At 39.3% G+C, this 14,043-nt stretch carries 14 protein-coding genes and 1 pseudogene; 11 read left to right on the top strand and 4 right to left on the bottom strand.

The features are described 5' to 3' along the window. Positions 1 to 83: 83 nt before the first annotated feature. The 3 genes from C162_RS35275 to C162_RS07785 are packed head-to-tail and all read left to right on the top strand — an operon-like array spanning position 84 to position 3,419. Entirely contained in the window at positions 84 to 311 is a 228-nt protein-coding gene (locus C162_RS35275; RefSeq protein WP_084648851.1) for an AAA family ATPase, read from the top strand. Continuing rightward, positions 283 to 1,536, top strand: a complete 1,254-nt coding sequence (locus tag C162_RS07790) for an ATP-dependent nuclease (RefSeq protein ID WP_162174447.1) — start codon at positions 283 to 285, stop codon at positions 1,534 to 1,536. The genes C162_RS35275 and C162_RS07790 overlap by 29 nt, the downstream gene beginning before the upstream one ends. Next, the gene (locus C162_RS07785; RefSeq protein ID WP_051493302.1) at positions 1,536 to 3,419 is read left to right on the top strand and encodes an ATP-dependent helicase; all 1,884 of its coding nucleotides are present in this window, start codon (positions 1,536 to 1,538) and stop codon (positions 3,417 to 3,419) included. The genes C162_RS07790 and C162_RS07785 overlap by 1 nt, the downstream gene beginning before the upstream one ends. A 299-nt stretch (positions 3,420 to 3,718) precedes the next feature. On the opposite strand, the gene C162_RS07780 is transcribed toward C162_RS07785, so the two are convergent. Continuing rightward, a complete protein-coding gene (locus tag C162_RS07780; protein WP_162174446.1) occupies positions 3,719 to 4,006 on the bottom strand; it encodes a hypothetical protein in 288 nt (95 codons plus the stop codon). Between the two features lie 153 nt (positions 4,007 to 4,159). On the opposite strand from C162_RS07780, the gene C162_RS07775 reads away from it, so the two are divergent. Next, positions 4,160 to 4,708 carry a histidine phosphatase family protein gene (locus C162_RS07775; protein WP_036693199.1) on the top strand — a complete coding sequence of 183 codons (549 nt, stop codon included), beginning with the start codon at positions 4,160 to 4,162 and terminating at the stop codon, positions 4,706 to 4,708. 117 nt (positions 4,709 to 4,825) lie between these two features. On the opposite strand, the gene C162_RS07770 is transcribed toward C162_RS07775, so the two are convergent. Beyond that, a complete protein-coding gene (locus C162_RS07770; protein WP_084648850.1) occupies positions 4,826 to 5,587 on the bottom strand; it encodes a GNAT family N-acetyltransferase in 762 nt (253 codons plus the stop codon). A gap of 140 nt (positions 5,588 to 5,727) precedes the next feature. On the opposite strand from C162_RS07770, the gene C162_RS07765 reads away from it, so the two are divergent. Beyond that, positions 5,728 to 6,615 (top strand): AraC family transcriptional regulator, encoded by an 888-nt coding sequence (locus C162_RS07765; RefSeq protein ID WP_036693195.1) that lies wholly within the window; start codon positions 5,728 to 5,730, stop codon positions 6,613 to 6,615. 76 nt (positions 6,616 to 6,691) lie between these two features. Further along, positions 6,692 to 7,717 (top strand): serine hydrolase domain-containing protein, encoded by a 1,026-nt coding sequence (locus C162_RS07760; RefSeq protein ID WP_036693193.1) that lies wholly within the window; start codon positions 6,692 to 6,694, stop codon positions 7,715 to 7,717. Positions 7,718 to 7,846: 129 nt separating this feature from the next. Here C162_RS07760 and C162_RS07755 read toward each other — a convergent pair whose 3' ends face one another. Continuing rightward, a complete protein-coding gene (locus tag C162_RS07755) occupies positions 7,847 to 8,224 on the bottom strand; it encodes a hypothetical protein (RefSeq protein ID WP_036693190.1) in 378 nt (125 codons plus the stop codon). A 177-nt stretch (positions 8,225 to 8,401) separates the two neighbouring features. Between C162_RS07755 and C162_RS07750 the strand changes: the two genes are divergently transcribed. Next, the gene (locus tag C162_RS07750) at positions 8,402 to 9,397 is read left to right on the top strand and encodes a phosphotransferase enzyme family protein (protein ID WP_036693187.1); all 996 of its coding nucleotides are present in this window, start codon (positions 8,402 to 8,404) and stop codon (positions 9,395 to 9,397) included. Positions 9,398 to 9,823: 426 nt separating this feature from the next. Here C162_RS07750 and C162_RS37575 read toward each other — a convergent pair. After that, a pseudogene (locus tag C162_RS37575) lies at positions 9,824 to 9,968 on the bottom strand (IS256 family transposase); the annotation flags it as partial. A gap of 227 nt (positions 9,969 to 10,195) precedes the next feature. Between C162_RS37575 and C162_RS07735 the strand changes: the two are divergent. From C162_RS07735 to C162_RS07720, 4 genes are all read left to right on the top strand, one after another. Next, entirely contained in the window at positions 10,196 to 10,435 is a 240-nt protein-coding gene (locus C162_RS07735; RefSeq protein WP_036693181.1) for an acyl carrier protein, read from the top strand. Beyond that, entirely contained in the window at positions 10,432 to 11,922 is a 1,491-nt protein-coding gene (locus C162_RS07730; protein ID WP_084648849.1) for a class I adenylate-forming enzyme family protein, read from the top strand. Before C162_RS07735 ends, C162_RS07730 begins: the two co-directional genes overlap by 4 nt. A gap of 13 nt (positions 11,923 to 11,935) precedes the next feature. Beyond that, on the top strand, positions 11,936 to 12,991 hold the full coding sequence (locus tag C162_RS07725) for a hypothetical protein (RefSeq protein ID WP_036693175.1): 1,056 nt from the start codon (positions 11,936 to 11,938) through the stop codon (positions 12,989 to 12,991). A 96-nt stretch (positions 12,992 to 13,087) separates the two neighbouring features. Next, entirely contained in the window at positions 13,088 to 14,038 is a 951-nt protein-coding gene (locus tag C162_RS07720; RefSeq protein ID WP_200869191.1) for an NAD-dependent epimerase/dehydratase family protein, read from the top strand. Positions 14,039 to 14,043 lie beyond the last annotated feature (5 nt).

Genomic DNA, 14,043 nt, shown 5'->3' with positions numbered 1-14,043 from the left:
TATATAGAGGTAGGCAGAAGAGAACGTCGAAGTTTATACAAACATCGTTATTCAAATATCTTGAAATCATGAGGTGACTTAATGTGGGTATACTTGTAAGAGATATTTACATAAATAATTTCCGATCCTTAAAGGACGTATCGATAATTCTTGATGATTATACAGTAATTGTCGGTAAAAATAATTCAGGCAAGTCTAATATTATACAAGCTATGAACTTAGCATTTGAATTTTCTTCAGTCTTCAGAGAAGATATTTATGTTTCTGCTGAAGAACCATTTGATGCAAGTAGAAAAAATACAGGTTTCTGAGAACGTACGGGGAAATATTGAACTTCAATTGCAGCGGCTAAACAAAAAAATAATTCGTGAAAGTGAAATATTGAAATCAATAAGTCAAGAACTAAAAGTCACTACTTCCGATAAGGAAAGTGTTGTAGATATTAGCCCTATTACAAAGGACATAGAATCTCTTTATAGGGGAATGAATATCTACTATAGCAATAAAAGCTCTATGCCTACTTCTATTGAAAATTTAGGATTAGGCGTTCGTAGTTGGGCAGTATTTTCAACTGTTAAAGCAGAAATCAACAGTAAGATGAAAAAGAGGCAAATCGATGATTATGCCTATTTACCACTAATATTAGTAGAAGAGCCAGAAGTTCATGTTCATCCTCAGGCACAACGTCAACTCTTTTCGAATATTAATGAAATGAACGGACAAAAAATCATTACAACACATTCGCCTTATATTCTATCACAAATAGATTTAGATAAAATAAGGTATGTTAGAAAAACTGGCGCAACTTCTGAAGTACTGCCTTTATTAATTGATGGGTTAAGTGAAGATGATGTACGTAAAATAAAAAGAACTGTTATGAATACAAGAGGTGAAATATTATATGCTAATGCAGTTATCTTGGCAGAAGGAGAAACTGAGGAGCAAGCATTGAGCGTTTTTTTAAGAGAGTATTTCAAAAAAGAACCGTTTGAGTTGGGTATTAACGTTATTGGAGTAGGAGGGAATAACTACACTCCTTTTATGAGGATTTTAGATCGATTACATATAAAATGGTATGTATTTAGTGACGGTGAACCTCAACCACTAAATGATTTGAAGACTTGTTTGAAAAAATTAAAAGATACACAAGTACAACCTAACCTTGATGAATTTGATAATGTTTTTGTAATTGATAATGGTGAATGTTTTGAGACCTATTGTCTATCTCAAGGCTATGTTAAAGAAATAACGAAGGCAATTTGTCAAATTGAAAGTGATCCTAACTATATGAAATATTATATCGAACATTATAACGAGCAAAAGGCTAAAGGTGGAGTTATTAGAAACTATAAAGCTGATGCTGATGGAGGATATTGTCGAGCTATAAGAGATTGCATTATGTCCGATAAAACCAAATACCCTACAGCAATTGCAGAAGAGATCTGTAAATCAAAGTTGAAATCGAAGAGAATCCCAAAAAAACTAAAAGATTTATTTATTAAAGTTGAAAATGACATGAAAGAGGGTGGGATGTGATGAGTATTTCTTTATCAAGAGATCAAGAAGCAGTTGTTAATTATTCAGGTAAAAACTTATTAGTGATAGCTGGGGCTGGGAGTGGGAAAACAAGAGTTCTTACTGAACGGATAACAAAACTAATCTTGAATTTAAAAAGAGGCGAGAAAATACTGGCAATTACTTTTAGTAATAAAGCTACAGAAGTATTAAAAGAAAGGCTTATAGCCTCATTGGGGGAAAAGAAATTCTACGATTACACATATGTTGGAACGATACACAGCTTTTGTTTTGATATTATTAGTTCAAGAGGAAGTGCAATTGGATTGCCAGATGAGTTGCACATTTGTGAGTCTTATAACGACAGACTTCATATTTTTAAAGAAGCAATTGAGAATGTCCCTTCTTTTAAGACAGAGTATTTAAGTGGGGATTCGAAAGAGAATCAAAAAGTAATAAAGGCTTTCCTTGATGATTTAAGTAATGCAAAAAGGAATCTGAAGTTTGCAGATGATTACTCTGATGATCCACTAATCCAGACGTTATTTGAAGAATATAACAATCTTCTATTGCAACAAGGAGTCATTGATTTTGATGATATTCTTAGGTACACATATCAAATACTCACTGAGAGAGAGAGTGTATCTCGATTGTATAGAAAAGTGTACAAGTATATTTGTGTCGATGAGGCACAAGATTTAAATAAAGCCCAGTATGAGGTAATTAAGGCGCTTGCTGGTGAGCAGATAGGAATTACAATGGTAGGAGATCCTAACCAATCAATTTATGGTTTTAGTGGAGCTTCAAATGAATATCTTGACAAGATATTCTTGGCTGAGTTTAATGCTCATAAAATGCAACTCCATGAGAATTACCGCTCATCACAGTTAGTTATAGAAGCAGCCCATATTATCGAACCATCTTTTGAGGTTTATGGAACATGTAAGTATCAAGGCGAATTTGAAATACATGAGTTTCAAGATGAATTTAAAGAAGCAGAATATATTATGTCTAAAATTTTATTCCTGTTGAAAAATGGGCATCCAGATGTTGAAAATTGTTCTATCTCACTAGGACAAATTGCTATTATTGCAAGAAACAGATATGTATTTAGTCGAGTAGAGGAATTACTAAAAGCAAATGATTTGGAATATACTTTAAAAGTATCTGCAAAAGGCTCTTTTACAAGCGAATCGGATTTTATTAAAGCGTTTGAATTGGGTATAAGATTATTAGTAAACAATCGGGATAGATTGCATTTTATTGAACTGGAAAAACTCATTAATTCTAAAATAAAAAATGGAACATTTGAAGAACTAAGATGGGATAATAACATTTCGGATCATTGGAAGGCTTTAATGCTTGCTTTAAATAATGCGTGGGATCTTTTGTTAAAAAATGACAGAGAGGTAAAATTTCATACAGCAATAAAACTTCTAAAAACTTTTATTGAAGATGCAGAAACTAAAATAGATGAACATGAAAAAATACTCATTAATGAAGACATAAAGGCATGGGAAATAAATTGGAAAAGTTACATCAAAAATTCCACTTCTGGAGAAAGATCATTAGGCAATTTTGTGAGGACTGTTTCTTTAGGTAGTGCACAGAGCACTAATGATAAAGGTATAGTATTAAGCACAGTGCATATGTCTAAGGGATTAGAGTATGACGTTGTATTTATTATGGGATTAAATGATGGGGTTTTTCCTGACTATAGAGCAATTAACGCGTATAATAGTTCAAAAGATAATAAACAGATTACTGAGGAACGACATAACATGTTTGTTGCAATAACACGTTCAAAAAGGCTCTGTTATTTAACATATCCATTGGTCAAAGAGACACCTTGGGGGAAAAAGCGACAGACACCTTCAAGATTTGTTTTAGAACTAGAGAGATAAAAGAAGAGATTTTAAAGATATTTTTAACCTATGTGAACATAGCATAGGGATTTTAGAGAAAGAGATTAATCAAACTTAACAAATAAACTTATAGCTGCAAGTTCTTCTTGGGGACAAATTGGGGACGAAACTCAGCATGAAGTTGCATATATCTGCCGCAGCAAACATATATGCACTTCATTAAATGCTGTAACAGCAGGCTTTTTCGGACTTCAGCATAAAGCACCGGAGCGGGATATTATCCCGCATACGGTACATGTGGAGTGTACAGTGTTACTAAAATTGAAAGGGGCTAATGACTAAGCCCCTTGTAGTAATTCGCCTTTTCCTTGAGGTTGGGCAATGTTGTAGTGAATCTTGATGAAGTAGGCACGGAATCTCTCTTCCGTGTCTTTTTGCATTTCGAGAATGGATTCCAATTCAACTTTTCGTTTCATAATTCCTTGCTGTTCGGATTGGATGCGTTCATTTTGGACGGTAAAAGCATCAAGGGTTAATGCCTGATTTGAGAAGAGGGCAAGGTCATTCTGCCTAGCGAATTGCTTTTTGTTGTCGCGGCATAGTTTACCGTTGTCTGTTCCGTACAAAATTTTCCTCAATGCTATGGTACGTACATCCAAAACGAACAAAGAATTCGTGCATTCTCCTTGTGTACCAGTATATGGTAGTATGACTATGACTGCATTAAAATGTTCAAGGGACAAGGGGAAATACGAATATTACGTTGGGGAGGTTACAGTATGATTTATGTAGTTCGACACGGACAAACAGATTTGAACAAAGAGAGAAGACTCCAAGGTAGACTAGGGTTGCCATTAAATGAAGTAGGTATCAATCAAGCGGAACTTTTAAGGGATAAACTTAAGAATACAAAATTTGACTATGTCTTTTCTTCCCCACAAGAAAGAGCTATCCAAACTGCTGAGATTGCAACAGGTGCTAAAGCGATAATTGATAAGAGACTGGATGTATTCGATTTAGGTGAAGCCGATGGATTAAAAAAAGGCGATGTAAAAATGGTCGGAGTAGTACCTGATACGAGGGTTTATAAAGGCGTTGAAGAAATTAAGACCTACATATCAAGAGTCTTCAACTTTATGAATGAACTTGAAGCTAAATACAGTTTAAGAAATGTGAATATTTTAATATCAGGTCACAGATGTACTACTGGTTGTATTGGAGCTTATTTTGAAGGTATTCCCGAAGACGGGAATATTTTAAGATTTTCATCTGACAACGGACACTACAAAGAATATATTTTTAATTCGGTGCTAGTAAGGAACGACTAATAGTTGAGATGTATTGGCGAAAATAAAAAAAAACAGTAATTGATTAACCAATCGTTATGAAGAAAACCGAGACGTTTTATCAAAAGCCCACTCCTTTGGGAGAGGGCTTTTCGTCTTTCAGTAAATTCGGAATCCAAGCTTAGGGAGCAGATATTTGCTTTTTCCAATCGACCTTACCGTAATCAGCTCGGCTCCTTGAGCAAAGGCATCTTCAACAGCAGCGATGACCCCTGCCGTAGCGACTCCTCTTCGGCGGAAGGCGTCTGATACAGCAACAAATTCCAGGGAGAAAACCCCATTGTGATTTAAAAGAGATGACACCCCTGCCAGTGTTCCTTGATCATACACATTAAAGCACGTTAGAATACCTTCCTGGCATACCGGGTAATGAAGCTCGGGATGAATAATGGGATACCCTTGGTGAATAACGAAGTTGCAAAGCAGCGCCCAGAGCTTGAAATCTTCAGCATTGTTAACCTTATGTACCGTTATATGGTTGGGATTCCTGGGATATTCGGGCTTCTCTGCGGCCAGCAGAGCCATACCGGCCTCCTCCTCGTTCGGCTCTGGCAATGGCTCCGGTCTGGGTTTACCCTCCCCAACATACTGCATCAATCGCACGGAGGGATACATTCCCCAGAATATATGCTCCTTGTAGCTTTTGATCTCCTGTACAAGGCGTAATGCTTCGGGCTCGGGCAAATGTTCAATTTGAATGTTATAGATCGACGTTCCCCCATGGTATCCCTTTTTGGGATGGATCATTGTATAATGAGGACGTTGTTCGTTCTCCATGTGTTCGGATTTCCCCAGAATATCCAAATAAAACGTGCCGCCCTCATCAATATGGCTTCTTATGATTTGCGGGTTCATCTTCATTCTCCTCTGCTGGATTTTTGTGAATGCGTTTTCTGATCAGCCTGATTATACTAAAGAGGGGCAGAATCAACCTTAACAAATTGTGCTCTTTGTGCCAGAAATGAATTCGTTAGCCGGGATCACAGACTTGGGGGGAACATGTGAGCGAGAATGATCGGATAGGGCATATCCAGAATACCGTTGATTGTATTGAAGCGAATATGTATCAACATCTATCCATGGAGGATATATCCGGACAGGTGTACTTGTCCAGGTACCACCTTCAACGGATTTTTAAGTCTTTGACCGGGCGCGGCATTATGGAGTATGCTCGTTCCCGGAAGCTGACGGAAAGCTTGTACGAGTTGATCCATACCGATGACCGAATTGTGAGTATTGCCGAAAAATATGGATTCGAGTATGAGCAATCTTTTACAAGGGCCTTTAAAGGCGAGTTCGGCTTGTCTCCTTCCGAATATCGAAGAAGCCCGCGCCATGTTCCAATTACGCCCAAGGCAGATCCTTCGCTCCTTATTGAATTGGATCATGCCCTGCTCGTAAGGCCATTTCATGTTTTTCGGCCTGCCTTTGAGCTTGGCGGTCTGCTGCATCAGGTGAGTATCCAGGAAAATCTGCAGGAGTTTAAAGCCACTAGCCTGGCTGTTGAATTTTTCCACGGGCATCGTTCAAGGATCATGCAGCCTGTCAATCCAAACGTTTATTACGGGTTTACCTTTTGGGGAGAAGAAAGGGGCCAGTATACCTACTACTTATCCAGTATGGAGATTGGAAAAGACAGCGCTTTGCCCATCGATATGAAGCGGCTTGTCGTTCCCGCCGGCAGCTATACGGTTTTCCGGTTTATAGGTTTTTTTCCTCCGGAGGAGTTGACATGGGAACATCTGCTTGAATTTTGGGATTTCAAGGATGATTTTTTGACAAAGAACAAGCCGATTGATTGGGAGAACCACTTTCATTTTGAGTATGTAGATAGGAGTCTGTGTACCCAAGATTATTGTGAGCTGGACTACTATGTGCCGGTCGTATAGGTATAGGAAAAAAACGAATACATGCAAATGACAAAGTCATCACACGCCTTTATTGAATGGAGAAAGGAGGGGGAATATGGAAATAACACTGGAAGGATATTATGAAGGAGCTTATACAAATAACTCAGCTGGAATCGCATTAATTGCAATCAAAAATTCGAATGTGGTATTCGAAGATTATCGTGGTCTTGCCAACTGCGAACATGGCATTCCTATTACGTCCAGTACTGTATTTAACGTTGGATCTGTATCCAAGCAGTTTACAGGTATCGCCATATTGCAGCTTATTGAAAGCAAAAAGCTTTGTGAACAGGATCTGCTGGTAAAATATATACCCGAGTTGAAGCATTACGCAGATGAAATCACGATTTATCACTTGGCGCATCATGCTTCCGGCTTGGCAGACTATAATGATTTGCTTTGGAAAAAGGCAAGAAACAACGCCCTGTACTCAACAAATGCCGAGGTTTTGAGTCTGCTTGAGGCCCAGCAGCAATTATGCTTTAAACCGGGCAGTAAAATGGAATATTGTAATTCCAATTACGTACTGTTGGCGATCATTATTGAGAGAATTATGAATATGAGCCTTGCTGATTATATGAAAAGAAATATTTTTGATGCAGCAGGCATGAAGCATACTTTGGTTTTTGATGAAAAACAACCTGTTGTTCCCAATAGAGCCTACGGATATGAGCAACATGAGAGTGACTTGAAATGCTATTATGTCGATACACTTGCAACAGGCTGTGCAAATGTATTTACCTCAATTTCAGATATGAAGCTATATGACGATATTCTGTATGGCAGTAAATTATTGGGTCAGGATATTAAAAAACGGATTTACGAAGAGGGTATCCGTTCGGACGGGGAAGTGCTGTCCGATTCCTGCGGCGGTTACAGCTATGGCTGGATGATCCAGAATAAGTGTGGACAAAGGACACTTTGGCATACGGGCGGAGATGCCGGATTCAGAAGTATTTATGTTAGATTTTATGAAAAACGGTTCAGTGTCATTTTATTTTGCAATTGCAGCAATCTTAATTGGACCAGCATCTATAAGCTTGTGAATGACTTATATTACAAGTTCAATCATGATGAATAAGTTTTAACGTCAAGCTATAACAACCTCTAGCCACGGAGAATCAATACATTTTGAAAATTTAGTGCCGCGTAGGAGTTTGTTATTAGAAAGGCTTTTTAGCATCTCAGAATTTCTCATTTCATAAGCAAACTAAAAGTACAGATCCCAGCCGATGATAAGTGCGCTGAACAGCAATGCTGAACAGCCGGACAGCGCATATAGGATTGTTCTTCGTTTGCCGTTCTTTTGCTTCCACAACTTAAGTCCAAGCAGTACGATATAACCGGCTGTCAGCACAACATAAACGATGTTCAATATTAGGTGGATGCGAAGGGCTGGATAGGTCGAGTTATTCAAGGTTCTATAGCCCAGAATTGCGGTGTTCGCAATAAAGACAAGTCCTGCAGCATTTATCGAAAGATAGTGTTTGTTCAACGGGGCAGGCAGTTTCGCCGTTTTTTTGAACCTGTGAACGACCCATCCGATTAGGCCGCGTGTATCCTTGAATTCTGCTTCTCCCATCGGCAACTGCTGGATTATCCTGCTGCGCCCAGTGAATAGAGGTATGGTCCATACCAAGCACTTCAAAGATATGCTTTTGTACATAGGTATAGTAGGGCTCACCGCTCTGAAGCTCTATGTCTGCAAATGGGGGGATCTACAAACGTGTAGTAGTTTACTATGGTAAGGAGTGAAATTTTATCCATGGATTATTCGAAGTGCTTTAAAGAGGTTATACAGAAATATCCTTTAATCGACCCTATCGTGGAATTTATTCGTCATAATGAAAATATTACCTACAAAGTAACAGAAAAGGGATCGGAAGATACCTACTTGTTGCGTATGCATAAACCAATCACAAAAAACATGCAGGGTTTACAAAACACACGTGAGGCGATTCAATCAGAACTAATATATCTGTTAGCTTTGTCGTCTCATTCGCAAATCCCTGTTCAAATCCCTGTTTCGAATCTAGAGGGTGAGCTTGTAACAAGCGATGTCGTTGAAAGCGAAGAAGTGCATTGTTCCGTATTGAAATGGATTTTTGGAGAAACCATGTCCAAGGGAGATTTCACTAGTAAGGAAATGGTTGGAACCTTCGGAAAGTCTATTGCAGAATTACATCAGTTTTCGCAGGGTTTTAAACATGATTCAAGTTTCATAAGACCCGAATATGGGATAGAGTCGGTAAATATCATGTTGAATAAACTGCGATCAGGCGAAAAAATGGGTGTTATCGCCACTGAAGAGTTTCAAATTCTTGAAAGTGCCATTTTGCTGGTAACCGACCGTATGAAAAATTGGGCCAAATGTTTTGAGACATGGGGATTAATTCATGGTGACATTCACTACAGCAATTTAATCCGTTCATCAATGGGAATTTCATTCATCGACTTCGGATTATCGGGGTTCGGATATTACGCAAGTGACGTCGCTATGGGTGCCCTATTTACTAAAAATGAATTAAGGGATGAGCTACTTTCCGGCTACACTAGTGTTGCGTCAGGAGAAATGGACATCGCACAGTTAGAAGAATTGATGTTCTTGAATATATGTGAACTCTACGCGTTTAGGCTAAGTACAAAAGAAATGCATGTGTGGATACGTGAACATATACCAAGTCTGATTGAACTTTGTAAGTCTTTGTTGAAAGGCAAGGCAGTTTTTTATAACATCAATCAAGTAGGCCTAGCAATCTAGAGAAGAAATCTAAGTAACATAGCCGATTGGCATCCTCTTTCTGTTGCCCACAAATTACCACGGACCTGTGACCAAATGCTATTGACCTAACGGGTGACGATAGTAGAATAACCGCTCAATCAACGTGAGCGGTTATTCTATTGGATCACAGTTGGTGCAGAAATGAACTTCAGAAAGTCCAGAAGAAACTTAAAGAACTTCAACATGAGCAGTTAGAACTCGTCCGCCATCTAACTCGCCAAACGATTGATGAAGATACATTCAAAATTAAGCACTCCACACATGTGGAGTGCTTGGTAAGGTTATATCGGGAAGATAAGCGGAAAACGCAGATCGAAAATGAGAGAAACATTCAGATGACGAATGGAATTCTAAAGGGCATCAACGGGCTTATTTAAAATTGTTGACAATTGGTATATTTGCAATTTATACTAAAACCATCCATTTACAAGTGGCATTCATCGTAGTTAAGTAGAGCATTTTCAGCAGCGCTTCATCGCTTGGGAAAATGCTTTTTTTCTTTAGTTGCTTAGCGATGTTGACGATGGTAACCCTCGGACATTTCCGTCGTTGTACTCTTCGCGTCAAGCTTTTCATGTCCTGCACCGTGTGATATTCCGCCTCCAGCATAAATTGCAGGGTCTCTGCAAACAACTCTTTCAGTGCGAATGGACATTGTCCATCGTTTTGAGATTACTCTCCTTCACAAGCACTTTCACTTACTCATCACTGAATATCACCATGTATGCCATCCTCTCTAACCAGCCTTTCTAAAGATTATGGAACGGAGGAAACATGATGTCTAGATCAATTGAATATATCTTGAGAGATGAAATTTTTGCTGAGCTTGAAATCGATTATCCAGATGATCACGATACCAATTTGTTGGATCAAGGGATCGATTCGGCTGGCTTCATCAAGCTTATTGTTTCAATGGAATCGAAGTTTAACATCTCGATCCCTGATGAGGATCTGTTGTTTGAGAAGTTCTCCACGGCTGGATTAATCCTTAATTATTTGACCGGGAAAACGATATGATGACTATCATTCAGCGTGTATTTATGGAGGCATGTGACCGCAAAGAACATATTATCCTTCAAGATATAAAGCAGCACTGGACTTATGCAGAGGTGATGACTGAAGCATACTTGATTGCTTTATATATAAAGAAGAACTTTGATCTTGAGGCCGGAAGTCATCTTGCAGTATACACAAATAATGAGCCCTTGTTCATTACTGCAGCGCTTGGCATTCAGTTCTGCGGTCATGTACTAGTGCCGGTTCCTTACTCGGCTTCCAAAACTGAAATTGAAAATATTCTTAATGCCAGTGACGTCAGGCTGGTTATCAGCAAATATGCACAACCTGCGCATTTAAATTGTGATATTCATTGGGTTACCGCTCAGGATTTATCACAAGAGCCGATGCCTTCGTTCGAATCGATCCCGTTAACGAATCCGTCCGATTCCAATCCATGTGCGATTCTCCTTCCTACATCGGGCACAACCGGAAAATCTAAAATCGTTATGTTATCCCATAGGAATGTATTAACGAATGCGCTGGCACATGGCGAAAAGGTCGGTTATACGGATCAAGATTCGTTTCTTGTCACGATGCCCGTTCATTTCAGCTCTACAATTGTCACGCAATTGATTTCTTGCATGCTTCATGGAACCCGAATTATACTTATCAGCTTGCCCTTGCTGCCGCGCACAGCTTTTAGACTGTTTCAGAATAAGGCGGTCACGGCATTCTCAGCGGTGCCTACGCAATTGATGCAGTTTGTTTCCGATTTTCATCAGACAACAAACTGGAGTGCCTTTGATTCTATTGAATTTATTGTGATTAGCGGTGCGGCGATTCCCGCGAAATTAGTAGACCATCTTCAGACTGTGTTTCCCAAAGCGGATATTATTCAAACCTATGGATTAACTGAAGCTTCTCCGCGGGTGAGCATGATGGAACGGGGAGACCGCAGCCTTTCCTGTGGGTCACCCGTCAGTGGCGTTTCTATTCGGCTTGTTGACGAAGAAGAGAATGAGGTTAAAGGAACTGCTGCTACAGGAGAAATTTGGGTCAAGGGCCCGAATGTGATGCTTGGTTATTACAAAAATCCGGAGTTAACGAACGTTACCATTGTTGATGGTTGGTTAAAGACAGGAGATTTGGGATATTGGAATGAATCAGGGTGTCTCATACTCACAGGCCGAAAGAAAAATATCATTATATCAGGCGGTATCAATATCTATCCGGAAGAAATCGAGGAATTTTTATATGGCTTGAAAGAAGTGGAGGAGGTCATGGTTGTTGGTGTGCACGATGATCTATTAGGCGAAGTACCCATAGCATTTCTGAAAGTTTTTGAAGAATGTCTGGTTAATATTGATGCGCTGACACAACATTGCAACTTGCATTTGTCATCGTATAAAGTGCCTAGACAATGGAGGATTATAGATGACATTCCAAAAACAAAAACAGGAAAACTGGACAGGGCAAGTACAAAGCGCTTATTGCTAAATGAGTAGGGGGAAGAAGAAATTGAAGAATACAACCCAACCATTGGACAAGGGAATATTACCAATAAGTTATCCGATGATTACAACATATACGCAACATGCCCATCTCTTGTCCATTCTTACCCATTACGAGTGCGCACACCCATGGATATTTAGTAATTATATTCAATTATATATTAACAAAGATTATAAGCATCATTGGGGAGATTTTTATTTCCCTCTGACTTATGAGCTGCGGCCTTCAGATGCGTGCAAATGGATTACGACTCAAAAGATACATAGAGATACTGTAACAACTAAATGGGACTCTGTTATTCAATTTATTATAGAAAACATTAATGCTAATAATTATATCCACACCATGGTGAATTATTTCTACGTGCCATTAAGTGATCGATATAATAGACTCCATTTGCATCATGACATATTTGTATACGGTTATGATTTAAATAGAGAGATATTGTATGTTTCCGATTTCTTTAAGAACGGTGTTTATAGTCAAGCTGAGATATCATTTACAGATTTCAATCTTGCGTTCAATACTAATCATCTAACAACCAATCATGATTATCTAAGAGAAATGGTTTATCTATATACATTCAATGATCAATATCAGGATAAATTCAGTGCAGATACTCTAGTGAATTCTATAAGAAACTATTTCACTAAAAAAACGCCGGAATATTGGGAGATGTCCAACTATGGCGGCGACAGGGATAATCTTGACTTCGGCATCCAAATATACACAACTCTATTAAATTATGTGAAAGAGACATCGAAAAAAAAGTCTGAACTTGATATAAGACCCTTTCATTTACTTTATGATCATAAGAAGTTAATGACGTTAAGACTCAAGTATTTGTACCATAATCGTCATCTAATTAGATTAAATCAAGAGCATATAGACGAATGCATATCAATTGAAGTGAAGGCGAGGATACTTGTGAATGTAGCGCTCAAATACAATTTGACAAGGGATATAAGTATTTTAGAAAGCTTACTTACGCTGATAACAAATATAGAAAATGAAGAATCAATATTCCTTGAACGATGGCTGAAGCAGGTAGCCATTCAGTAATGTCGAGGGAGTAGCCCCACCCGAAGCCGGTGGTGATCTAGCTATTGAAGGGAGTGATGCTGGGATTATAGGCTTTGCTATCACCAATCATAAGCAATGGGGGGGATCTTTATATTCATTGTATTAACGGGAGTCGCAGGCTTCATCGGTTCCAACCTTGCCGAGAGGCTGCTGCGGGAAGGCCATACCGTTATCGGTGCCGATAATTTTCTGACCGGGTCCACTGTCAATATTGACAATCTCCTACGGTCGCCGAATTTCAAGTTTATCGAGCATGACGTTATTTATCCGCTCGCAGTTGAAGGACCTGTCGATTGGGTGATGCATTTCGCAAGTCCTGCCAGCCCGCCCAAATATTTGTCCTATCCGATCGAAACGATGAGGGTCAACAGCGAAGGAACGATGCATCTGCTGCATCTGGCCAAAGAGAAGCAGGCCGCTTTCTTCTTGGCTTCAACAAGCGAGATCTACGGTAACCCAACCGTTCATCCTCAGCCGGAGAGCTATTATGGCAACGTGAATTCGATTGGAGCAAGAAGCTGCTACAACGAAGCGAAGCGTTATGCAGAGGCGATTACCTACTGGATGAACAGGAAATACAGCATACCGGTAAGGGTCATTCGGATCTTCAATACATTCGGCCCGAAGATGGATTTATATGACGGACGTGTCATTACCAATTTCATTAATCAAATCATGTCCAAGCAAAACCTTACGATTTATGGCGACGGCAGACAGACGAGAAGCTTTCAGTATATCGACGATTTGCTGGAAGGGATTATGAGACTGCTGGGCACCACGTATGAACAGCCGGTCAATTTGGGGAATCCGCAAGAAGTCACCATACTTGAAGTCGCCCAATTATTGAAGGAGCTCATGAAGTCCAACGCGCAGATCGAGTTTCTCCCGCTACCGGAAGATGATCCCAAGAGGAGGAATCCGGATACTACCATTTCAAGGAAGATCATAGACTGGGAACCGGCGATCAGTTTGCATGATGCACTCGCTAGAACGATCCATTATTACCAAGGTCAATATATCCATTAAACGGG

Source organism: Paenibacillus sp. FSL R7-269, from assembly GCF_000517865.1.
Classification (GTDB): Bacteria; Bacillota; Bacilli; order Paenibacillales; family Paenibacillaceae; genus Paenibacillus_AQ.
Note: the sequence above shows the minus strand (reverse complement) of the source record. Positions and strands in the feature narration are given on the sequence as shown.